This is a genomic window from Hymenobacter properus, from assembly GCF_015694735.1.
In the GTDB taxonomy this organism is placed as follows: domain Bacteria; phylum Bacteroidota; class Bacteroidia; order Cytophagales; family Hymenobacteraceae; genus Hymenobacter; species Hymenobacter properus.
The window spans coordinates 66,844-88,752 of sequence record NZ_JADQDP010000007.1 but is presented as its reverse complement, the minus strand read 5'-3'; the positions used below and the strand labels follow the sequence as shown (position 1 = coordinate 88,752).

The following is a 21,909-nucleotide window of genomic DNA, read 5'->3' as shown; positions in this document are numbered from 1 at the left end:
TGCATGGCTCTTTCCTCCTTCGACTTTCAGCAAGCCCGCGTGAAGCTGGTGTTGTTTAAGTCGCGGCTGCGCTCAGTGCTCTACGGGGTGCGCGAGGCTGAGCCAGCCCTTTTTTCCGTGGCCGACAACCCCGTGGGCCAGTGGGTGCGCACCTCGCTGCGCCCCGAACTGGGCGCCCGTCCCGAGGTGCGCGAGCTGGAACAGGTGCTCCAGCACATGCTGAGCGCCGGCGAGGCCCTGGCCACCCGCTACCAGCGCGGCCACATTGAGGAGGCCCGCGCCGGCCTCGACCAAGTGAACGCCTACGCCGACCAGATTGAAGCCCTGCTGCAAGGGCTCGAACGCGGCTTTGCCACGGCGGCATAGGTAGGTGGTTTAGAGAACGTCAAGCTGAGCGCAGCCGAAGCATCTCTTCCGCGCAGCGTAATTCATGTTTTACAGCGGTAGAGATGCTTCGGCTGCGCTCAGCTTGACGTTCTTTCTTGCTTCTACACACGTTACCATCCAGCCCTCACCCTTCAGCCGCCACGCCCTACCTTTACATTCCGCCTCGGTTTTGCCAACCGTCCTCCTGCCTTTATGCCTGCTTCGACTGCCCCCGACTCGCCCGTTGATTATCAGCGTCTGTTCCGCTCCCTGCCGGACAATTTCCTGCTGATGAAGCCCGACGCCACCATCGTCGACAACACCGACAGCCACGTGGCCGCGTCGCTGAAATCGCGCGAGGAAGCCGTGGGCCGGACCCTGTTCGAAGCCTACCCGTCCGTCGACCAGAACCAGGGCGACATCATTGCCGCCTCGCACGAGCACGTGCGCCAGCACCTGGAGCCCCACGCCATGCCCGTCATTCGCTACGACCTGGCCCGGCCCGCCGAGCAGGGCGGCGGATTCGAGGAAATGTACTGGCAGGCCACCCACTACCCGCTGCTCGACGAGCAGGGCAACCTGGAATACATCCTCCAGCGCACCCAAAACATCACCGCGCAGCACCGCGCCGCCCAGGAAGCCGAGCGCGCCCAGGCGGCCCTGGCCGAATCGCAGGACCGCACCCGCTTCGTGCTCGAGAACCTGCCCGTGCTCATCTGGACGGCCAACGCCGCCGGCGACCGGGATTTCTTCAACCAGCGCTGGCTGGCCTTCACCGGCCGCACCGCCGAAGAGCAGATGGGCATGGAGTGGAGTACCAGCATCCACCCCGATGACCGGGAGCGGGTGCTGGCCGCCTGGAAAAACTCCGTCGAAACCGGTACTACTTACCAGGTAGAATACCGCCTGCGCCGCCACGACGGCCAGTACCGCTGGGTGCTGGTGCGGGCCACGCCCCGGCGCGACGCCCAGGGCGCCATCAACCTGTGGGTGGGCGGCGGCACCGACATCCACGAGCAGCGCCAGATGGTGCAGGAGCTGCTCACGGCCAACGAAACCCAGGCCGAGCTGGCCGAGCAGTCGTACCAGCTCTACCAAAAAGCCGAAAACCAGCGCGAGACCTTCCACAACTTGTTCATGCAGGCCCCGGCCATGATTTGCATCCTGCGCGGCCCCGAGCACCGCTACGAGTTTGTGAACCCGGTGTACCAACAAATTTTTCCGCACCGCGAGCTGCTGGGCCACACCGTGGCCGAAGTGCTGCCCGAAGTGAAAGACCAGGGCATCATCGAGATTCTGGACAAGGTGTACCAGACCGGCGAAACCTTCTTCGGCAACGAATTGAAGCTGCAGCTGGAGCGCGACGCCAGCAAGGAGCTGAAGGATACGTACTTCAATTTTACGTACCAGCAGTTCCGCGAAAACGGCGAGCCGGCCGGCATCACGGTGTTTGCCTACGAAGTCACCGACCTGGTGCGCGCCCGCCAGGCCCTCGAACGCCTCGGCAACGCGGCCGGCAACTAAGCCCCGCGCAGTTTGGCCCGAATCTGGCTAGGCCCGCCTGCTTATCTTTGTAGTTCTGCTTACCCCTCCCCCGCATGGCCCTCTCTTCTTTCGACTTTCAGCAAGCCCGCGTCAAGCAGGTATTGTTTAAGTCGCGGCTGCGCTCGGTGCTCTACGGGGTGCGCGAGGCCGAGCCGGCCCTGTTCTCGTTGGCCGAAAACCCGCTGGGGCAGTGGCTACAAACGTCGGTAAAGCCCACCCTCGGCGGCCAGCCCGAAGTTCGCGAAATTGAGCGCGTACTCCAGCAAATGCTCACCAAAGGCCAGGACCTGGTGACGAGCTACACCCGCGGCCACATCGAGGAGTCGCGCGCCGGCCTCGACCAAATCAACTCCTACGCCGACCACATCGAAAACCTGCTGCACCGCCTGGAGCAGGGCGCGGCCGTGGCGTAAGGGTAGCTCTTCCTAAAGGGAACGATATAGAAACGGTCATGCTGAGCGCAGCCGAAGCATCTCTACCGCAATACTAAAATTGATTGCACGGTAGAGATGCTTCGGCTGCGCTCAGCATGACTGTTCTTTTAAATACTCTGACGCCTACAAATTGAACAGCGCCGCCGCGTTGCGCGTCGTGGCTTCGGCCACTTCTTCCACGTCTTTGCCCAGCAGCTCGGCCACGCGGCGCAGCACCAGCGGCAGGTAGGCGGGCTCGTTGCGCTTGCCGCGGTGCGGCACGGGCGCCAGGTAGGGGCAGTCGGTTTCCAGCAGCAGGTGCTTCAGGTCGAGGCCCGGGAGCACTTTGTCGGCCCCGCCGTTTTTGAAGGTAGCCACGCCGCCAATGCCCAGCAGGAAACCCAGCTTGATGGCCTGCTCGGCCTCCGCCGGCGTGCCCGAGAAGCAATGGAACACGCCACGCAGGGTGCCGTCCTGGGCCGCTTCTACCAGGGCCACTGTTTCGGCAAAGGCCTCGCGGGTGTGCAGCACAATGGGCAGCTGGTGCTTCTTGGCCATTTCGAGCTGGATTTTCAGGGCTTCCTGCTGCTCGGCAAAAAGGGATTTGTCCCAATATAAATCCAGCCCGGCCTCGCCCACCGCGGCAAAGGGCCGGCGCCCCAGCCAGGTTTCTACCTCGTATAAATCGCGCTCGAAGCTGCGCGTAACCGAGCACGGGTGCAGGCCCATCATGGCAAAGCAGGTGTCGGGCGCCTGGGCTTCCAGCTCCAGCATGGCGTCGATGCTGCTGTGGTCCACGTTGGGCATTACGATGGTGCGCACGCCGGCCTCCTGCGCCCGGTGCAGGGCGTCGAGGCGGTCGGGCTTGAACTGTTCGGAGTAGAGGTGGGCGTGCGAATCGGTGATATGCATCTTAGGAATCATCGGAAAATAGAAGGTAAAAGAACGTCATGCTGAGCGCAGTCGAAGCATCTCTACCGCGCCGTTTGTCATGCTGACGAAGGAAGCATCTTAGTACCGCAAAAAGCTCGTCGTTCTGACTTGATAAGGTCCTTCGCTTTGCTCAGGATGACAGATGGCGCAGTAGAGATGCTTCGACTGCGCTCAGCATGACGTTCTTTTTATCATTTCGACATTTCATTCATAACGCCTCCCCTTCCACACCACCGCCCCGCCAAACAGCCGGAACCCAATGATGCTGACGGTGAGCGCCAACGTGTAAAACTCGAACAGCGGCAGCAGTTCCCAGCGCAGCCGCAGGCCGGCGCGGCGGTGGCCCGCGTAGGCCATCAGGGCCTGCACCAGCACTTTGGCCGACCACACGGCCAGGGCCGGCCCCGCCCCTGCCAGCCACCCCAGCCCCGCCAGCGCCGGCCAGAACCCGCTGAACACCAGCAGTTGCAGGCGCAGGCGCAGCGGCAAGGCTTCCACGCCGCGCAGCCAGCGGCGGCGCTGCCGCAGCAGGGCCGCCCAGGTGGGCATGGGCAGCGAATCGGCCCGCGCCTCCGCGCTGAACACGTGCCGGAAGCCAAAGCCCCGCGCCACAGTGGCCTGAAACAGGGCAAAATCCTCGGTCACGGAAAAGGGCAGCGCCTCGTAGCCGCCGGTGGCCTCGTAGGCGGCGCGGGTCACGAGCATGTTGTTGCCCATGGCCGTCACGGGCCGGCCCTGCTCGGCCACCACCTGCACGAGGCTCAGCGAGAGCAGCCAGTCGATGCCCTGCAGCTGATGAAACCACCGCGGCCCGCGCACCGCCGTGATGCCCGTGACCGTGCCTACGCCCGGCGCGGCCTGGGCCAGCAGGGCCGGAATCCAGGTTTTGGGCAGGTAGATGTCGGCGTCGGTAATGAAGCAATAGTCGGTGGTGGCGTGCCGGGCCAGGTGGGCCAGCACGTTGGCCTTGCCGCGGGCTTCGCCCAGGTTTTCGGTAATGGGGATGACCTGGAACCGGCCGGCAAAGCCCTGCATGGCGGCCTCGGCCACGGCGGTGGTGCGGTCGGTGCTGGCGTCGTCTCCCACCAGGATTTCGAGCAGCTCGGCCGGGTACTCCAGGGCGCGCAGACTTGCCAGGCAGCGCGGCAGGGCAGTTTCTTCATCGCGCGCGGCAATGAGGATGCTCACGCGTGGTAGCGGCTGCGGCAGTGGCTGGGCCGGGTGCGCGCCGCGCCTGGTGGCAAAGCGCCAGGTGGCGTAGGCCATGCTCAGCAGCCACAACAGCAGAAATAGCAGCAAGAAAATCAGCAGAAACCCCATCACGGCGCCAGAAACTGAAAGCCTCGTTCGGCAAAGTGCGCCAGCACCCGCGGCAGCACGAAGCGCAGCCGCGCGCTGGCCTTGCGGCTGTCGTGAAACACCAGCACATCGCCGGGCCGCACGGCCGCCAGCGTGTAGCGCAGGCAGTCTTCGGGGCTCAGCGCAGGGTCGTAGTCGCGGGTGAGCACCGACCACATGATGACTCGATAATCACGCTGCAAAGCCGGCAGCAGCGGCCACGTGAGCCGGCCATAGGGTGGGCGAAACAAAGGGTCTGCTGCTGCTTTGTCCGGGGTATTTTCGGCCACCAGCTGCCGAATGACATGCTGGCACTCAGCTACTCCGGCCAGATACTCGGGCCGGCTCAGGCTCCAGGCGCTGCGGTGGCGGTGGGTGTGGTTGCCGAGGCGGTGGCCGGCGGCCAGGGCGGCGCGGGCAATGTCGGGGTAGCGGGCCAGGTTTTCGCCCACGCAGAAAAAGGCCGCCTGCGCGTTGTATTGGGCGAGTTGCTCCAGCACCCAGGGCGTTTCTTCGGGAATGGGGCCATCGTCGAAGGTGAGGTAGACCGCCGGGGCGCCGCCGGGCGTGGCGGCCGGACCGGTCCACTCACAGCCGGGCAGCAGGGCGTGCAGCAGCTGGGGCGGCCGGGTGAGCAAGGCCGCTTCGAGCCGGGAGCCTAGCCGCATCAGGAGCGCACGATGTGCATGAAGGGCACCTCCGTGTCGGGCAGCGGGCCCAGCACGGCCGCCAGCACGGCCAGGAAGGCTTTGGCCGTATCGGGCTGGCCGGCGCCCGGGCCGCGGCTCAGGTGCCGGTGCGTGTCGCCGGCCCACTCGCCCACCACCGTGGGGGCGCCCGTCAGGCCGCTCAGGCCCAGCGTGGCCTCGAGGGTAAAGTAGCGGGGACGCTTTTCCTCGGCCTCGGTTTCGCGCTCGTCATCTTCCTCGTACACCAGGGCCGAATAATAGGCTTCGGTGGTGGATTGCGGCGGCGGCAGGTGAAACAAGGCCGTGGCGCGGCCCGCCACTTCGTGCCAGCTCAGGCGCAGGCCCTTGGGCGTTACTTTGTCGGCGGCGGGCAGGTTTTCGGCGGCCTTGTCCCACACGTACAGCAGCAGCTCGCGGGCCAGGTACGGGTCGCTCAGCTCGCGGCGCACCGAGGCCGGACGGCGCCAGGCCAGCTGCGGCAGCAAGACGTGCGTAAAGTTGTAAGGATGAAGACGCGCCATAGGGGGCTACAAAAGTAACGCCTGAAACCTTCGTTTGCTGAATAACAAGTGGTGAAGAGCAAGGAGCTGTCACTGCTTCGCTGCGCTCGCAATGACAGGCTTTCTTCTTCTCACTCCCCTATCGCCCGCTCCAGCGCCTCCCACAGCACTTCGGCGCTGCGGCTCCACGAAAAGCGGTGCAGGTTCTGCTGGCCCTGGGCCACAAGTTGCTGGCGCAGGCCGGCGTTTTGCCACAGGCGGGCCAAGCCGGCGGCGATGCTATCGGGCGAGTGCGGGTCGACCAGTTCGGCGCCGCCCGGCCCGGCCACTTCGGGCATGGAGCTGACCTGCGAGGTGAGTACCGGGCAACCACTGGCCTGGGCCTCCACAATGGGAATGCCAAAGCCTTCGAAATAAGGCACGTACACCGTAGCCAGGGCCGCCGCGTAGAGGTTGGCCAGCTCGGCATCGGCCACCCGGCCGGTGAAATGCACAGTATTTTGGTGGCGCATCTGCTGGTAGGCTTCCAGAATGGGCCCCGCTTTCCAGGCTTTGCGGCCCACAATGAGAAGTTGCGCCGCTGCTGCCTCGGGGCCGCCCTGGGCCTTGAAAATATCGAAGGCCCGGAGCAGGTGGCCCAGGTTCTTGCGCGGCTGCAGAGCGCCTACGAACAGGAAATACGGCTGCCCGTGGCTGAACCGCCGCCGGGTTTCACGCTGCGCGTCGGCCGGCTCGGGCCGGAACAGCTCGGCGGGCGCGTTGTAGGCCACACTGATTTTTTCGGGCCGGATGCCATAGGTCTGCACCAAGTCGGCCTTCGTGGCTTCCGACACCGCCACCAGCTGCGCCGAGGCGCGGGCAAAACGCGGCGTGAAAAAGTGGTAGTACTTGCGCTGCAGTAAGCCCACATCGAGCGGAAAATGCTCAAAGGCGAGGTCGTGCATCACCGTGACGCGCGGCACCGTGGTGGCCAACGTGGTGAAGCCGTCGAGGCTCAAAAACGCAGCCGGCCGGTGCCGGGCCAGCCACAGGGCCACGGCGCCCTCAAACCACGCCACAAACAGAAATGGGTGCCGCGCCGGTGGCAGCAACACGTGCGGCACCACGTTGGGCCCAAACAAATAGCGCGCGTCGTAAGCCCGGTCGAACAGGAAGTGAAACGTCACCTCTGGGTGCTGGGCCACCAGCCGGCTCAGCGTTTCGTAGCTGAAGCGGCCAATGCCTTCCAGGTGCGCGCCCGGCAGCAGAAAGCGGGTGTTGACGGCGATGTGCAGCGGGTTATTGGCAGTCATTTACCGTTTCGGAATTAATTCCCCAATCTCCTTACGCCGCACCAGGCCCGTGCCGAGCACTATCAGCCCAAACACTACGGCCATCACGCCGGCCTCCAGCCACCAGCTCAGGTACAGGCCGTATTGCAGGCCGGCCCAGGCGCCGCACAGCAGCCCAAAGGCCAGCAGCAGCCGGGCCAGCAGCCGCCCGGGCACGCCCACGCCCGTGCGCCGCGCCACCAGCACCAGGTAGCCCACGCTCACGGCCACAGCGCACAGCAGTGTGTCGAGCGAGGCGGCCACGGCGCCGTAGCGGGGCAGCAAAAACACGTTCAGGCCGATGTTGAGGAAGATGCTCAGGGCCACCAGCCAGCTCACGGCGCGCTCGTGGGTGGTGCTGGTGAGCAGGGTGCTGTAGATGGCAAAGAAGGCGTGCACCAGCACATTAAGGAACAATATTTTCAGGCACAGCGTCATGCGCGCCACCTCGGCCGGCGAGCTGTGGTGGAATTGCCAGAACACTACCTCGCCCCGAAACAATACGAACGCCACAATAAACAGCATGGGCAGCGTGACGATGCGCTGCCCGAACATGAGGAGTTGGCGCTGGGCGCCGGCATCTTTGGGCACGCTGGCGAATTTGGCAAAAAACAGCGGCAGCACCGTCCAGGCGTACATCATCACGGCGTCGACCCAGCGGTAGGCGCCGGCGTAGTAGCCTGCCTCGGTGGGCGAGGCCAGGCGCTCGAGCATCACCATGTCGATGCGCTCGTTCACGCCGTAGAGCAGCGTCATGAGGGCGAAGGGCAGGCTGGCGCGCAGGGCCGTGCGGGCCACCGGGCCCTGCCAACGGTAGCGCACCCGGCCGAACAGGCGCGTCATCAGCCCGTAGGTGAGCACCACCGTGAAGGCGGCGGCCCCCAGCCGGGCGCCCACGTAGTTGGGCAGGGTGAGGCCAATGGGCAGCAGCACCAGCACGGCGCCCAGCAGCACAAATTTTTCGAGCACCGAGAGCACGGCGTCGGTGTTGAATTTCTGGTGGGCCTGCAGGGTGCCGCGCAAAAACTGCCCGTACTGGGCCAGCAGCAGGGCCCCGCCCACGGCCCCGAGCAGCAGCAGCTCGTTGCCGCGGTAGCCCAGCACCCAGCCCACCACAAACATGGCGGCCAGGGCCACGAAGTTGAGGGCGCCGCGCAGGGGCAGCAGGGTGGGAAAGGTTTCGGCCAGAAAGCGGGGTTCGGCGGCCACGCGCTGCACGGCGTAGGGCGTGAGGCCAAGGTCGGACAGGGCGGCCACCACCAGCGTGAGGGCCGACAGGGCCGTGACCAGCCCAAACGTGGCGTGCCCGAGCCGGTCCTGCACCAGGTTTTCGACCACCACCCAGCCGGGTTTCACCAGCAGGTTGAGCAGGACGACGAAGCTGATATTGCCAAAAAACCGTTTGATGCCGACGAGGTAGCTAAGGACCGGAATGGAGAAGCGGCGCCGCGCGCCGGGCCCGCAAAGCTACGAAACCCACCGGCCCAACCGCGCGGCGTGCCGGGCGGGGCCATTTTCCGGCTATCTTTGCCTGCCGCCTTCCCGCGTCTTCCCTCCCATTTAAAAGTCCGGGCGTAGGCACTTCTCTTTTGTATGTCTGCACCTTCTTTCTCGCTGGTGGGCCTGGGGCCCATTATCAACCGCTGGAAAAACCTCGTGGCCGGGGCCGTGGTACTGGCCGCCGTGGTGAGCATTGTGGTGGCGCTGTTGATGCCCAACATCTACCGCTCCACCGCCATTTTCATCCCCACCAACCCGCAAACGGCTGACCCTGACCGCCTGCTGGAAGAAAACGGCCAGTCGCGCAACAAGCTGGAGCTCGGCGGCCGCGCCGAAGACCTGGACCGGGCCATCACCATCGGCGAGTCGCAGCCGGTGGCCGAGCTGCTCATCAAGAAATTCAACCTCTACAAGCACTACGAGGCCGGCGCGCCCGGCGACGACCAGGCCGACAACTTCGTGCTGAAAGAATTCACCGACAACCTGTCGATTGTGCACAACGAGCGCGACGCCATCGAGCTCACGTTCACGGACAAAGACAAGAACCTGGCCGCCCAGATTGCCAACACCCTGGTGCAGGTTATCGACTCGGTGAACCAGCAGCTCACCCTGGAAAACCGCCGCAAGGTGCTCGACCTCTACCGCTACCGCTACGACTACCTGAGCACCAGCTTTGAGCGCAGCCGCAAGGAATTGCTCGGCGCCCGCAAGCGCTACGGCATCTTCGGCCTCGAAATGCAGGGCCGCTACATGGTGAAGCAAATCATTGAAACCGAGGCAGCCCTGCGCAAGGCCGAGGCCAGCGGCGGCGACGTGGCCGGCCTGCGGCGCGCGTTGCGCGGCCTCACCAAGGCCGACGGCGGCAACCTCATCAACCTGGAAAGCTACGTGCAGGGCACCGACTCGCTGAGCATGTTCACGACCCGTGTGACCGACTTGCAGGCCCGCCTCATCAGCGCCCGCTCGGCCTACGAAACCGCCGAGCTGAGCTTGCGGGGCCGCCTGTCGAGCGTCTACATCGTGCAGAAAGCCTACCCGGCCACCAAAAAAATCAAGCCCGTGCGCTGGCTTATCGTGACGGGCTCGGTGGTGCTGACGTTTGTGCTGTCGGTTATTTTCATTGTCTTGCTGGAGCTTTACCGGCGCAACCGGCCCAGCGCCATCCGCCCGGCGTGAACCCGTCGGTAAACAACCTGTGGCAGCGGCTCCGGCAGTCCTTTGATGGACCGCAACTGCTGTTTATAGCCTTTGTGGGGCTGCTGCTGCTGAGCGGGGCGGGCGCGGCCCTCATGCACCTGCCGGCCCTGCTGCTGCCGGCGGCCCTGGCCGTGGCCGTGCTGGTGGCCCTGGTGGAATGGCGCTGGATTTATTACCTGCTGTTCTTCCTACTGCCTTTCTCGGAAGAAATCAGCCTGTTCGGCGGCCTGAGCATGGACGTGCCGTCGGAGCCGCTCATGCTGGCCCTCACCGGGTGTGTGGGCGCGGCGCTGCTGCTGGGCACGGTTCGCATTGCGCCCCACGAGTGGCTGCACCCCCTCGTCATCATCCTAGCGTTGATGCTGCTGTGGACGGCCGTCGACATGTTTTTTTCGGTCGACACCCTCAAATCGTTTAAGTACTTGCTGGCCAAGGTGTGGTACCTCACACCGTTTGTGCTGGGCACGCTGCTTATTGTGCGCCGCCCGGCCGATACCTGGCGCTTTGCCACTTTCTACGCCGCCGGGGCCTGCCTGAGCGTGTTTTACGTGGTGAGCCGGCACGCCACCAAGGGCTTCAGCTTCGCGGACATCAACTGGGCGCTGCGGCCGTTTTTCCGCAACCACGTCATTTACGCCGCCATGCTGGCGCTGCTCATTCCGTTTTGCTGGTTTGCGCTGCGCGCGGCCACCAAGGGGGTTTCCAAGCTGGCCTGGCGGGTGGTGCTGGGCGTTTTGCTGTTTGGCCTGCTCACGTCTTACACCCGCGCGTCTATCCTCTCGCTACCCATCGCGGCATTGTTTTTAGTGGTGATGCGCCTGCGTTTCACCAAGGTGGTGCTGGTGGCGGTAGCCATTGGCACGGCCCTGGCCGTGGCTCACATCGCCACCGGCGACAACTACATGGAGTTCGCGCCCAACTACGAGCGCACCATTTTCAACGGCAAAAACTTTGAGAAGCACCTCGAAGCCACCTACAAGATGCAGGACGTGTCGGGCATGGAGCGGGTGTACCGTTGGGTGGCCGCCGCCCGCATGATTGCCGACAAGCCCTTGGTGGGCAGCGGCGCGGCCACGTTCTACCCCGAATACAAGCGCTACACCATCAAGAGCTTCCGCACCTACGTGAGCGACAACCCCGAGAAGTCGACCACCCACAACTACTTCCTGCTGCAACTGGCCGAGCAAGGCATTCCCGGTTTCCTCCTCTTCATCGTCTTCATCAGCACGGCGCTGCTGAAGGCCGAAAGCCTTTACCACCGCGCCCGGCAGCATCCTGAGGTGCGCGGCGTTGTGCTGGCCGCCACCATGTCGCTGGTCGTCATCGTGTTTCACCTCACCCTGAACGAGCTGGTGGAGGCCGACAAGATTGGTCCGGTCTTTTTCATCTGCATGGCCCTGCTTATTCGTTGCGAAAGCTGGCTGGCCGAAGATGAAAAGGGTGAACCGTCATTGCAAGCGTAGTATTCTGCGAATCAAGCGGCCTTAATTCGTCTTGTCAATTCCAGACGCTCCTTTTACCAGAAAGCCCCGGCACTGCGCAGTGCCGGGGCTTTTTATTAAGGCTCTGTCACTTTACTGGGCCAGTCGCTCAGAACAGGACGGATTAGCCACGCTGACCTTCGGATGCTACGGCTGCGTCTCGCAATGATAGATGAAGCATGGCCGCACCGTTACTTAAACCGGCAGCTGAGTATCGTTACATCATCAGCGAACTGGCTGTTGCGGGCGCTGAAGGCCTCGATGCTGCGCAGCAGTTCCTGGTGCAGCTTGGGCAGCGGCAGGTAGCGGCTGCGCTCCAGCACGCTCAGCACCCCGTCTTCACCAAACTCGTTGTTGTCGTCGTCGAACACTTCGGTGAGGCCGTCGGTGTAGAGCAGAAGTAAGGAGTGCGGCGAGATGCCCACTTCGCCCACGCGCAGCAAGGGCAGGTCTTCCATGATGCCGAGCATGACGGTGCCGTGCTTGAGGCGCTCCACCGAGCCATTGTCGCAGAGCAGCAGCGGGTCGTTGTGGCCGGCGTTCACGTATTGCAGGCGGCGGGTGCGGCGGTCATAGATGCCGAAAAAGGCCGTGATGAACTTCTCGCCGCCCGAGTTGCGGAACAGCAGGTGGTTGAGTTCGGGCACGATGGTGGCCAGCGCCACGCCCTGGCGCAGCAGCGTGCGCAACCCGGCCTGGAAGTTCGACATCAGCAGCGAGGCCGGCACGCCCTTGCCGCTCACGTCGGCCACGCACAGCAGCAGGCGGTGCTCGTCGATTTCGACCACGTCGTAGTAGTCGCCGCCGATTTCGGTGTGGGGCACGTAGCTGCGCTCGATGGCCAGGTGGGCGTCGTTGGGCAAGCTGCGGGGGAAGAGCATGGCCTGCACTTCCTGGGCAATTTCGATTTCCTTGCGCACGGCGGCATCGGCCACGCGCTGGGCTTGCAGGCGGCGGTTTTCCACGGCCCCGATGAGCGTGTTGGCCAGCGAGCCGAGAAAGGGAATAAGCTGCTGGCGGTCGAAGTCGGAGCGCAGGCCGCCCACAAACACGTAGGCCGCCACCTGCTTCTGGCGCAGCACGGGTATCACCATTTCGTAACGGTCCCAGGCTTCGCCGAGGTGCAGGTCTTCCACGGCCTGGGGCTGGGTCACGCCCCCTTCGCGCAGGTGCGGGGTCAACACCAGCTTTTCGGCCTCGGCCAAGTCGCAGCCCAGGGCCACGCGCACCTGAAAGCCATGGTCTTCGCGGGCAAACAGCAGCAGCTGCACCACATTGCGCTGGCCCTGCAGGGTGAGGCGCAGCATGTGGTAAAGCTCGTCGACGGTGTGGTCGCGGGCCGTCATGTCGTGGGCCACGCCGAGCACGGTATCCAGCTCAAACTGCTTGAGCAGCAGCTGACGACGCAGCTGTTTTATCTGGTCGTCGCGTTGCGTGACCTGGGCAGTTAGCGCATCGGCCAGGGGCTCAGCAGAAGAAAGAGGGACGGAAGCCATGCAGCAAGGTAAGCAGCCCAAATGAATCGCGCGTGAAACGCGAACGGGGCTACAAACTTAAGCAGCCACGGGGGTTTTGGGGTCGTAGGCGTCGCGCAGGCCGTTGCCGAGCAGGTTAAAGCTGAGCACTAGCAACGAGATGGCCGTGCCCGGCAGCAACGTGAGCCACAGGCCGGCCTCGGTGCCCAGCAGGTCGTAGCCTTCCTTCACCATGAGGCCCCAGCTGGGCGCCGGCGGCTGCACCCCCAGCCCGAGAAAACTCAGGCCGGCCTCGAGCAAAATAGCCGCCGCAAAGTTGCTGGTGGCCAGCACAATGAGCGGACCGCGCATATTGGGCAGCAGGTGGCGGGCAATGAGCCGCCAAGTGGGCAGCCCCAGCACCCGGCCGGCCTCCACGAAGGTGGCGGCGCGCAGGCTGAGCATTTGGCCCCGCACCACCCGGGCCACGTCGACCCACATGGTGAGGCCCACAGCTACAAAACTGACCCACACGCCTTTGCTGTCGAGTGCCAGCGAAATGGCAATGACCAGCATGATGCCCGGAATGCTCCACACCACCGTCATCAGCCCCAGCAGCAGCGAATCGACCCAGCCGCCAAAGTAGCCGGCCACGGCGCCCACGGCCATGCCCAGCGCCAGCGAGATGAGCACCGCCACCAGTCCGATGCCCAGCGAGATGCGGGTGCCCAGCAGCAGTCGGCTCAGCTCGTCGCGCCCGGCTTTGTCGGTGCCGAGGGCGTAGGTGCGGCTGATGACGTGCTTCTCCCGGATTTCTTGCTGCAAAGCAGCCGGGGCGCCGGCGTGGCCCGTCACGGCCGATAGCGCCAGCCGCCGCAGCCGGCCGGCCTCTGCCGAGTGCTGGCCCAGGGGCTTGAGAATGATGGAATCGCCGGAGAATTCGTAGCCGCCGATGGGGGTTTCCAGCACGTCGGGCTCGCGGCCGTGCAGCCAAGTGGTGAAGAGGTTATCGGCGTGGACGGAGTTGCGGGCCGAATCGGGCAGGGGCTGGCGCAGCAGCTGCACGCGCAGGCCGGGGGCCTCCTTTTGAATCTGCACAAAGCCGTGGCTGGCGTTGGGCGAGTTATCGGGCAGTATCCAGTAGCCCAGCAAGGCCACCAGCGCGCACAGGGCAATGAAGGCCAGCCCGGCCACGGCGGGCCGGTTTTGCCACAGGCGCTGGCGCACGTAGTAGCCCGGAGGCCGCGCCGCCGCGGCGGTAGTTGTAGAAACGGCCGTGGCTGCCACGGCTAGCGGGAGTTGTGCTGCAGGAGGCCTTCCTTCGAGGCCAGGTAGGAAGCGTCGCGGGCGATGGCGCCGAACGAAGTGGTTTCGTAGGCCAGCTCGGTGTCGACGTCGGGCCAATAGCTGCGCACGAGGCCTTGTTCCAGCAGGCTGCGGAGCTGGTTTTCAAGCTCCTGCGGGGGCAGGCCGGTTTTTTGGAGCAGGGTGCGAAACGGAGTGACGAAGTACAGCTCGTCGAGCAGGTCGAATTCGGGGTCAGTCACGGCGGGGAAACGAGCGGGAAGAGGTAGTTGGGCAAATGTAAGCCCGAAGCCGGGCTTGGCAGAACCGGGCAGCGTGCGGCGCTAGCTTTGGGCTACGGAAGCCGGGCCCGGTGGCCGGTCTGCGTCTCATGAATAGATTCAAGCTTGTGCTGGCGGTTTTGGCCTTGTCGCTGGTGGCCCGCTTCGGCTGGCACATCTACCAGATGGCTACGCAGCCGGCCTTCATCAGCTACCGCGCCGACGTGCGCCACCACCAGGTGCGGCTGTACTGGAAAGACGAACACAACCGCCGCTTCCGCAGCCTGGAGGGCCTGCGCAAGTGGCTGGACGCGCGCGGCCAAAAGCTGGATTTCGCCATGAATGCCGGCATGTTCGACCCTGACTTCGCCCCGCAAGGGTTGTACATCGAAGCCGGCCAAACCGTGGTACCGCTGGATACCGCCGCTGGCCAGGGCAATTTCTACCTGAAGCCCAACGGCGTCTTCTACCTCGGCACCGATGTCAGCGCCCACATTTCCTCCACGGCGGCCTTCCGCAACGACGGCCGCGTGGCCTACGCCACCCAATCGGGCCCGATGTTGGTGCTGGACGGGCGCCTCCACCCCGCCTTTCGGCCGGGCTCGGCCAATGTGCAAATCCGCAACGGGGTGGGCATTTTGCCCAACGGCGAGGTGCTGCTGGCCATGTCGCGTCGCAAAATCAACTTCTACGATTTTGCCGAGTACTTCCGCAAAGCGGGCTGCCGGCAGGCGCTGTACCTGGATGGGTTCGTGTCGCGCACCTACGAGCCCGGGGTTGGCCGTCCTGCGGATGATGGTGATTTTGGGGTGATAATCGGCGTTACTACTCCGAAGCCATAGCTACCGCGGGTGCAGCCACGCTGCCCTCCTGCGACTTGATATAGACGAGGATAGAGGTGATTTCCTTGTCCGACAGGGCGAACGAAGGCATCTGCTGCTTGCTGAACTTGTTGAAGAGAGCCACGGCGTAGTCGTCGCCGCTGGCCACCACTTTGCTGGAGTTCTTCACCCACGGAATGAGCCAGGAAACGGGGCGGCGCTTGCTGATGCCAGCCAGGGCCGGACCCACCACCTGCTCGTTCACGGCGTGGCACTGGGCGCAGTTGCCTTTGAAGAGGACGTCGCCGGCGGCGATGGCAGCGGCTTCTTCGGGCGAGGCGGCCGCATGGGGCGCCGTGGTTTGGGAGGTGGGCTGCAGGCTTACTTCCTGCGGTTCGGGCTCATCGGCCCGGGCCGCGTCACTGGCCGAAAAGCCCGCCAAACCCGCCGCGCTCAGCAGCGTGAAACCAATCAACACCACAACCAACGCCATGCCCACCGAAAGGGCGAAACCAACCGACTTGAACCACATGAGTACCGGGGCTTAGGTGAAATATATATGCGGCAAATTTACCATCCAAGGCCTTGGGAGGTGTTTTTTGCCGCTGATTTTCAACTACCCGACCCACGCTACGCTCCCGGAGCAGCCGCAGGGGGCAGCCACAGCAGCCAGCGGCGCAAATGCCGGCCGGGGCTCTACATTTGAAGCATTCCCGGCCAACCATCCATGCAGCCCGCGCTACCTCCTGCCCCACCCTCGAAGCTACATTTCCCGTCCCTTGAAGCGCTGCGGTTTTTTGCCTTTCTGAAAGTCTTTTTCTTTCATGTGCCCATTCAGCTCGACTGGCCGGTGCTGCAGTACCTGAAGCGCGGCGGGGGCATCGGGGTCGATTTTTTCTTTGTGCTGAGCGGCTTTCTCATTACCTACCTGCTGGTGGCCGACAAGCAGGCCCGGGGGCAGGTGGCGGTGCGCAGCTTTCTCATCCGGCGCAGCCTGCGCATCTGGCCGCTGTATTACGCCGGGGTGCTGCTGGCCTTTGGGCTGCCCGATGCCCTGGCCGAGCGTTGGGGCTTCCACATGGTGGGCGGCGGCTACGTGCCCGATTGGCGCTTTTCGTTCACGTTTCTGGAGAACTACAAAATGCTGCTCATGGACAACCTGCCGCGCACCACGCCGCTGTCGGTGTTCTGGTCGCTGTGCATTGAGGAGCATTTTTACCTGGTATGGGTGCTGGTGCTGTTCCTGCTGGCGCGGCATCACATCCGCCTCTTTCTGCTGGCTTGCCTGCCGCTGGCCTGCGGGTTTCGGCTGCTGGAGCCCTTCGTGTTTCCGCACAACTCCGTGATGGAAACCAACGACTTACTCACGCACCTCGACGTGTTTGCCGTGGGCGGGCTGCTGGGCCACTGGGTAGCCACGGACTACGCCGGCTTTTCGGCCCGCATAAACGGCCTGCCCTTGAGCCTGCGCTACGGGCTCATCGGGGCGGTGCTGCTAGCCGTGGTGTTTCAGGCCGAGGTGCTGCCCTACGTGCCGGGCAGTTGGTTTAATATCGTGCGGCCCGGCATCGTAGCGGCCTTGTTTGCGCTGCTTATTGCTCAGTTCCTGCCGCTGCATTCGGCTATTCGCCTCACCAATCCGGTGCTGGGCTACCTCGGGCGCATCAGCTACGGGCTGTATGTGTTTCACATCATCGTCATCCACGTGGCCCTGCAATACTGCCTCAACCACCACCTGCCGGTCGATACCGTGGGCAAGAACCTGCTTTTTGTGGGCGGCACCCTCGCCGTTACCGTGGCGGTCAGCATGCTTTCCTTCCACTTTTTCGAGCAGCCTTTCCTGCGCCTGCGCGAGCGGCTCACCCGGCCCCGTCCGGCCGGGGCAGCCGTGCTACACGGCTGAGCCCAGCGCCTAGCTCACTGCCCGCCCCTTCCACTGGTAGCCGCCGCGCAGCCCGGCCAGGCCCACGCCCAGCGCATACGGCGCGTACAGCAACTGCAGCAGCGGCAGCAGCCCCAGCCACCGGCGCCGCCCCAAAAACCGCAATACCGGCGCCATAAACCAGGCATCGGCGCCCAGCTTGAGCCCCCAGGCGGCCAGCACCCAGAGCCAGAGCGCGGGCCAGGCCAGCCCCGCCCCTACCCCGGCGGCCAGGGCCACGTTGGCACCTAGCACCAGCAGGGCCAGCTGGCGCGAGGCCAGGCTTTGGTAATGCCGCCACTTGCTGGCCCAGCGCACCCGCTGCCGCAACAGCGCCCGCAGCGTGGGTGGCGCGGCCGTGCGCACAATGGCGGCCGCATCGAGCAGAAAATGGGTAGTGCCGGGAAAAGCCGCGTGGATTTTGTGCAGCAGAAATTCGTCGTCGCCGCTGGCCAGGTGGGCGTTGTCGGTGAAGCCACCCACGGCCGCGAAGGCGGCGCGGCGGTAGGCCAGGTTGGCCCCGTTGCACATGGTGGGCCACTGCCGGGCCAGGCAGGCACCGCCCACGCCCACCAGCCCGGCAAACTCCAGCCCCATGAGCCGGGCGAAAAGCGTATCAGGCCCCGTAAGCAGCACCGGGCCACTGATGAAATTGGCGTTAGGATTTTGGGCGATGAGGGCCGCGTAGGCCGCCAGCCAGCCGGGGCCGAGGCGGCAGTCGGCATCGGTGCACACGAGCCAGGGGGCACGGGCAGCTTGCAGGGCGGCCTGAAGGGCGGCTTTTTTGCCGGTAGCACCGGTGGGAAGCGTAATGAGCCGCAACGGAAACGCCGAAACCTCCGCGGCAGCCGTCACAAGCTCGGCCGTGGCGTCGGTGGAATGGTCGTCGGCGATGAGGACTTCAAACTGTGCGGCCGGCAGCGTCTGGGCCGCCAGGTCGCGTAGTAGCTGGGGCAGGTTTTGGGCTTCGTTGCGGGCGGCAATGAGAATGGAGAAGATGGGCGCCTCGCTGCATGCAGGGTTAGCAGGCGGTGTTCCCAATTTCTCACTTTTTATTTCCAGTTCCTCATTCAGCGAGGCTTTCCAGCCACCGCGCAGCCAGCCCATCACGCCCGCATACAGGGCCGGCAGCACCAACAGCCCCGCCCCTACCGCGCCCATCATCGGCCGGCGCGCTTCTCGCGCAGCACGCGCAGGCCCGGCACCAGCAGCAGGCCGGCCGCGCTGGGCAGGGCAATGTTGATGACCCACAAACTGAGGCTGGCCGACAGAACCGGCAGCGCCGGCTGGCCTAACAGCCCAAACAAGTGCGTGGCCGACAGCTCGCGCACGCCCACATCAGCCAGCGCATTGAGCGAGGGCACCAGCGACTTCAACAGGAAAGTGCCCGCCACAGCAGCCAGCCCGGGCCCCAGCGGCGAGGCCACCCCGTACGCCCCCAGCAGCAGCAGAAACTGCGCGCAAAACACCCCGTAGCGCAGCCCCGAAATGGCCAGCACCACCGTGAGCGCCCGGGCCGGGTAGGTGGGCATGATGGCCAGCGCCGGCCGGAACCGCCGCAGCGGCCGCCACAGCCCCAGCGCCGCCAGCAGCAGGCGCGACCGGTACAGCGGCACTAGCACCACGGCACAAATCAGCACCGCCGACACGCTCACGCCCAGCCCCGCGGCCGGGTAGCCGGCCAGGTAAAATTTCAGCAGAAAATACAGCAGCCCCGCCACGCCCGCCAGCACCGTGGCCACCAGTTGGCAGTAGCGCCCCAGGAAAACGGCCCCCAATGCGCTTACCCGGCGGCTTTTGAGCTCGATGATGCGGCCGGCGTAGTCGCCCACCCGGTTGGGGGTGGCGAAGCCCAGCGTGAGGCCCACCAGCACCGCCCGGAAGCTGCGCCCGAACGTGACGGGCTCGAGGTGCCGGGCCAAGCGGTACCACTTCCAGGCCTCCAGGCCCCAGTTGAGGGGCACCAGGGCCAGGGCCAGCAGCACCGGCCCGCGCCCGGCGCCACGCAGGGTAGCCCCCAGCAGTTGCCGCCAGGCTGCCGCCGTGTCGGGCGCCGCGAAGATGCTGTTGTAGAGCAGGCCCAGCGTGAGCAGTGTCACGCCCACCTTGCCCCAGAACACCAGCCGGCGCCATTGCCGGGCGCGGCGGGTTTCGGGCTCGCTCGGCTTTTGGGAGGGGCCGGGGCCCGGTGCCGCCTCAGAAGCGGAACCCGGGGCGGCACCGGGCTGGTTGGGGTCGTAACTTTGTGTGAGATGCCTGCCCCCCAACGCCCCCGTCCCGTTCCCGCCATCGAGCTGCTGCCCAAGATTATTCTGGGCGTCGACCCCGGCACCCAGATTATGGGCTACGCCCTGATTGAGGTGCGCGGCCAGCGCGTGGACGTGCTGTGCTACGACGTCATCAACATGAAGGCCTTGGGGTCGAACCATGCCGTAAAGCTAAAGCAGATTTTCGACCGCATGCTGGAGCTCATCGACGAGTACCTGCCCGATGAGCTGGCCATCGAAGCCCCATTTTTCGGCGTCAACGTGCAGAGCATGTTGAAGTTGGGCCGGGCCCAGGGCGTGGCCATTGCCGCCGCCCTCTCCCGCCAGATTCCCTACGTGGAGTACGCCCCCACCAAGGTGAAGCAGTCCGTCACGGGCTCGGGCTCGGCCACCAAGGAGCAGGTGGCCCACATGCTGCGCCAGACGCTCACGCTGCCGCCCGTGGCCGAAGCCAGCAAGTTCCTCGACGCCACCGACGCCCTGGCCGTGGCCCTGTGCCACCATTACATGAAGGGCAACAACGTGACGGCCAGCGGCGGCAAAAGCTGGGGGAAATTTTTGGCCGAGAACCCAGAGCGGGTGGGCGCCAGTACGGCAGCAGGCAGGAAGAAGGCGCCGGCGAAGTCTTAGCGAGCAGACTAATGGATGGCTTTGGGCCAAGCGTAGTTTTTTGACCACTCCTGAAACACTTGCACTTCGGTCGGATGCGCAGTCAGCCACTGTTGCACCTCCGGTACGTCGGTTTGGGAGGCGTGCGAGAGGTAGGCGAAAGCAGGTACGAAGCCTTTTTTCTCCATCTCCACGAAATAAGGAACATAGTAATTCCAGGTGAAGCCTTGCTGGTTGTTGCTTAGCTCGCCAAGCGTTTGGCATAAGTCCCCGAACTGTTTGGCAAACCGTTCGATGTTGCTGGTACTCTTGCTATCTTTCGTGAGCGCATTAGCGGCGGATAACGAAAGCATCAGCTCGACGGGACCGAAATTATCCGGGCCTTTGCTTTTGCCATTGCTGCCCGACAACGCGGCGCTGGATATGTTGATTGTCACGTCCTTTTCCCCGGTCTGGCTCACGCCCTGGCTCATGGCTTTGTCGAGCATCGGCAGCCGCTGGGTGGCACGGGCGCCGCGGGGCTCCAGCACCAGAAACCGCGACATAGCTAAGATGCCCGGCACCCGCGCCTGATTGCTCAACTGCATTACCCCTAAGCTCATGTGCGAGCTGGTATGCCCAGGGCTGAGTGCCACCGACTGCTGAAAACTACCAACCGATGCGGCTACTTGGCCGCTGGTGGCCTGCGCCACTCCTTCATTGAAATACAACGCATAAGAATCCGGATGGTGCTTCAAGCCTTGTTCATATACCCGAATGGCCTCCTTCGGCTTCTTCAACGCATCAAGGCTATTGCCAAGGGTGACGTATACCATGACGTCGGAATCAGGCTTGGCTTTCAGCAGCTTCTGGCAAATCTCGACCGTTTCAGCATCGCGGCCTAAGGCACTGTAGGCCAAGGCCAGTTCGCTCAGGGCCAATTCATCATTTGGCGCCGAAGCCAGCACCTGCTGGTATTTGGCCACGGCTTCTGCATACTTGCCCTGGTCATACAATTTGACGCCTTCAGCTACCAAATCCCGACTAGGCGTGCCACCACTTGTTTGGGCGTATGCCGCCCCCATGCTACCAGCCAACAGCAGTACTAATAATGCCTTCTTCATAAGAAAATGAGAGCGAACGATTTGCAGCCAAGGTAACCACCAAAGCCAGAATACCAAGCACCACCGCAAAGCACGTTCTAGCCAACCCTGATTTCTCCCGCCGCATACGTCACCGCGTAGCCGCTGATGTCCACCCGGTCGCCGCGCAGGCGGCACCACAAATCCCCACCGCGGGGCGAAATCTGACGGGCGCGCAGCTCAGTTTTGCCCAGCTTTTCGGCCCAGTACGGGATGAGCGTGCTGTGGGCCGAGCCCGTTACGGGGTCTTCGGGCACGCCCACGCGGGGGCCGAAGAAGCGCGACACAAAATCCAGCTCGCCCGTGCCGGGGGCGGTGGCAATGACGCCCACGTACTCCAGGGCAGCCAGGCGGGCCATGTCGGGTTTTAAGGCGCGCACTTCGGCTTCAGAGTTGAACGTCACCAGCAGGTCGCGGGAGGCCAACACCCGGAGCGGCGTGGCGCCCAGGGCATCGGTGAGGCCGGTGGGGTGCGTGGGAAGTTCCTGCGGCGGGCGCGAGGGAAAGTCGAGGGTGAGGCGGCCGTCGGCCTCGCGGGCCACCCGCAGGGGGCCACTCTGGCTGTGGAAGGTTACCTGCGTTTCGGCCAGGCCGAGGTGGGTGAACAGCACGTGAGCCGAAGCCAGCGTGGCGTGCCCGCAAAGGTCGATTTCGACGGCGGGCGTGAACCAGCGGATGTCGTACTCGGCCGCAGCGTCGGTGCGGGGCACGATGAAGGCGGTTTCGGCCAGGTTGTTTTCGGCGGCAATTTGCTGCATGAGCGCAGCGGCCGGCCAGCTCTCGAGCGGGCACACGCCGGCGGGGTTGCCGGTGAAAGGCTTTTGGGCAAAGGCGTCGACGTGGAAGTAGCGCATAAGAAAGGTTGTGCGAAGCGTGGCA

The 21,909-nt window shown here is 64.5% G+C and carries 22 protein-coding genes; 8 read left to right on the top strand and 14 right to left on the bottom strand.

Going from position 1 to position 21,909, the window contains the following annotated elements; all coding sequences use genetic code 11:
* The first annotated feature begins 3 nt into the window (after positions 1 to 3).
* From I2I01_RS21665 to I2I01_RS21655, 3 genes are all read left to right on the top strand, one after another.
* Positions 4 to 366: a hypothetical protein gene (locus I2I01_RS21665; protein WP_196288616.1), complete on the top strand. Its 363-nt coding sequence runs from the start codon at positions 4 to 6 to the stop codon at positions 364 to 366.
* Positions 367 to 579: 213 nt separating this feature from the next.
* Complete coding sequence (locus I2I01_RS21660) at positions 580 to 1,890, top strand: PAS domain-containing protein (protein WP_196288615.1); 1,311 nt, start codon at positions 580 to 582, stop codon at positions 1,888 to 1,890.
* Positions 1,891 to 1,964: 74 nt separating this feature from the next.
* Entirely contained in the window at positions 1,965 to 2,324 is a 360-nt protein-coding gene (locus I2I01_RS21655) for a hypothetical protein (protein ID WP_196288614.1), read from the top strand.
* Positions 2,325 to 2,468: 144 nt separating this feature from the next.
* Here the strand turns inward: I2I01_RS21655 and I2I01_RS21650 are convergent, their stop codons facing one another.
* The 6 genes from I2I01_RS21650 to I2I01_RS23615 all read right to left on the bottom strand — a co-directional run bounded on the left by I2I01_RS21650 (position 2,469) and on the right by I2I01_RS23615 (position 8,480).
* Positions 2,469 to 3,248 carry a TatD family hydrolase gene (locus I2I01_RS21650; RefSeq protein ID WP_211538094.1) on the bottom strand — a complete coding sequence of 260 codons (780 nt, stop codon included), beginning with the start codon at positions 3,246 to 3,248 and terminating at the stop codon, positions 2,469 to 2,471.
* A gap of 213 nt (positions 3,249 to 3,461) precedes the next feature.
* Positions 3,462 to 4,577 carry a glycosyltransferase gene (locus I2I01_RS21645; protein ID WP_230679265.1) on the bottom strand — a complete coding sequence of 372 codons (1,116 nt, stop codon included), beginning with the start codon at positions 4,575 to 4,577 and terminating at the stop codon, positions 3,462 to 3,464.
* Positions 4,577 to 5,263, bottom strand: a complete 687-nt coding sequence (locus I2I01_RS21640) for a polysaccharide deacetylase family protein (RefSeq protein ID WP_196288612.1) — start codon at positions 5,261 to 5,263, stop codon at positions 4,577 to 4,579. Before I2I01_RS21640 ends, I2I01_RS21645 begins: the two co-directional genes overlap by 1 nt.
* Positions 5,263 to 5,805 (bottom strand): hypothetical protein, encoded by a 543-nt coding sequence (locus I2I01_RS21635; protein ID WP_196288611.1) that lies wholly within the window; start codon positions 5,803 to 5,805, stop codon positions 5,263 to 5,265. The genes I2I01_RS21640 and I2I01_RS21635 overlap by 1 nt, the downstream gene beginning before the upstream one ends.
* A gap of 110 nt (positions 5,806 to 5,915) precedes the next feature.
* Positions 5,916 to 7,076, bottom strand: coding sequence for a glycosyltransferase family 4 protein (locus I2I01_RS21630; protein ID WP_196288610.1), 1,161 nt, complete (start codon positions 7,074 to 7,076; stop codon positions 5,916 to 5,918).
* Entirely contained in the window at positions 7,077 to 8,480 is a 1,404-nt protein-coding gene (locus I2I01_RS23615; protein WP_317196907.1) for an oligosaccharide flippase family protein, read from the bottom strand.
* Positions 8,481 to 8,687: 207 nt separating this feature from the next.
* On the opposite strand from I2I01_RS23615, the gene I2I01_RS21620 reads away from it, so the two are divergent.
* Positions 8,688 to 9,770, top strand: a complete 1,083-nt coding sequence (locus I2I01_RS21620; RefSeq protein ID WP_196288608.1) for a GumC domain-containing protein — start codon at positions 8,688 to 8,690, stop codon at positions 9,768 to 9,770.
* Complete coding sequence (locus I2I01_RS23610) at positions 9,767 to 11,254, top strand: O-antigen ligase family protein (RefSeq protein WP_196288607.1); 1,488 nt, start codon at positions 9,767 to 9,769, stop codon at positions 11,252 to 11,254. Before I2I01_RS21620 ends, I2I01_RS23610 begins: the two co-directional genes overlap by 4 nt.
* Positions 11,255 to 11,463: 209 nt before the next feature.
* On the opposite strand, the gene I2I01_RS21610 is transcribed toward I2I01_RS23610, so the two are convergent.
* Genes I2I01_RS21610 through I2I01_RS21600 form a run of 3 tightly spaced genes read right to left on the bottom strand, consistent with a single transcriptional unit; the run spans position 11,464 to position 14,273 of the window.
* Positions 11,464 to 12,768: a PP2C family protein-serine/threonine phosphatase gene (locus I2I01_RS21610; RefSeq protein WP_196288606.1), complete on the bottom strand. Its 1,305-nt coding sequence runs from the start codon at positions 12,766 to 12,768 to the stop codon at positions 11,464 to 11,466.
* Positions 12,769 to 12,825: 57 nt separating this feature from the next.
* Positions 12,826 to 14,013 carry an ABC transporter permease gene (locus I2I01_RS21605; protein ID WP_211538092.1) on the bottom strand — a complete coding sequence of 396 codons (1,188 nt, stop codon included), beginning with the start codon at positions 14,011 to 14,013 and terminating at the stop codon, positions 12,826 to 12,828.
* Positions 14,014 to 14,015: 2 nt separating this feature from the next.
* Positions 14,016 to 14,273, bottom strand: a complete 258-nt coding sequence (locus tag I2I01_RS21600; RefSeq protein ID WP_196288605.1) for a hypothetical protein — start codon at positions 14,271 to 14,273, stop codon at positions 14,016 to 14,018.
* A 128-nt stretch (positions 14,274 to 14,401) separates the two neighbouring features.
* On the opposite strand from I2I01_RS21600, the gene I2I01_RS21595 reads away from it, so the two are divergent.
* Complete coding sequence (locus I2I01_RS21595) at positions 14,402 to 15,133, top strand: phosphodiester glycosidase family protein (RefSeq protein ID WP_196288604.1); 732 nt, start codon at positions 14,402 to 14,404, stop codon at positions 15,131 to 15,133.
* On the opposite strand, the gene I2I01_RS21590 is transcribed toward I2I01_RS21595, so the two are convergent.
* Positions 15,117 to 15,644, bottom strand: coding sequence for a c-type cytochrome (locus tag I2I01_RS21590; RefSeq protein ID WP_211538091.1), 528 nt, complete (start codon positions 15,642 to 15,644; stop codon positions 15,117 to 15,119). The two genes, I2I01_RS21595 and I2I01_RS21590, sit on opposite strands and share 17 nt — an antisense overlap.
* Positions 15,645 to 15,839: 195 nt before the next feature.
* On the opposite strand from I2I01_RS21590, the gene I2I01_RS21585 reads away from it, so the two are divergent.
* On the top strand, positions 15,840 to 17,015 hold the full coding sequence (locus I2I01_RS21585; protein WP_196288603.1) for an acyltransferase family protein: 1,176 nt from the start codon (positions 15,840 to 15,842) through the stop codon (positions 17,013 to 17,015).
* A 9-nt stretch (positions 17,016 to 17,024) separates the two neighbouring features.
* Here the strand turns inward: I2I01_RS21585 and I2I01_RS21580 are convergent, their stop codons facing one another.
* Both I2I01_RS21580 and I2I01_RS21575 read right to left on the bottom strand, forming a co-directional pair.
* Positions 17,025 to 18,197: a glycosyltransferase gene (locus I2I01_RS21580; protein ID WP_196288602.1), complete on the bottom strand. Its 1,173-nt coding sequence runs from the start codon at positions 18,195 to 18,197 to the stop codon at positions 17,025 to 17,027.
* Positions 18,194 to 19,153: a lysylphosphatidylglycerol synthase domain-containing protein gene (locus I2I01_RS21575; RefSeq protein WP_196288601.1), complete on the bottom strand. Its 960-nt coding sequence runs from the start codon at positions 19,151 to 19,153 to the stop codon at positions 18,194 to 18,196. Before I2I01_RS21575 ends, I2I01_RS21580 begins: the two co-directional genes overlap by 4 nt.
* 132 nt (positions 19,154 to 19,285) lie before the next feature.
* Between I2I01_RS21575 and ruvC the strand changes: the two genes are divergently transcribed.
* Positions 19,286 to 19,930 (top strand): crossover junction endodeoxyribonuclease RuvC, encoded by a 645-nt coding sequence (ruvC, locus tag I2I01_RS21570; RefSeq protein ID WP_196288600.1) that lies wholly within the window; start codon positions 19,286 to 19,288, stop codon positions 19,928 to 19,930.
* Positions 19,931 to 19,938: 8 nt separating this feature from the next.
* Here ruvC and I2I01_RS21565 read toward each other — a convergent pair whose 3' ends face one another.
* Both I2I01_RS21565 and I2I01_RS21560 read right to left on the bottom strand, forming a co-directional pair.
* A complete protein-coding gene (locus I2I01_RS21565; protein WP_196288599.1) occupies positions 19,939 to 21,012 on the bottom strand; it encodes a tetratricopeptide repeat protein in 1,074 nt (357 codons plus the stop codon).
* Between the two features lie 77 nt (positions 21,013 to 21,089).
* Positions 21,090 to 21,884, bottom strand: coding sequence for a PhzF family phenazine biosynthesis protein (locus tag I2I01_RS21560; protein WP_196288598.1), 795 nt, complete (start codon positions 21,882 to 21,884; stop codon positions 21,090 to 21,092).
* Positions 21,885 to 21,909 lie beyond the last annotated feature (25 nt).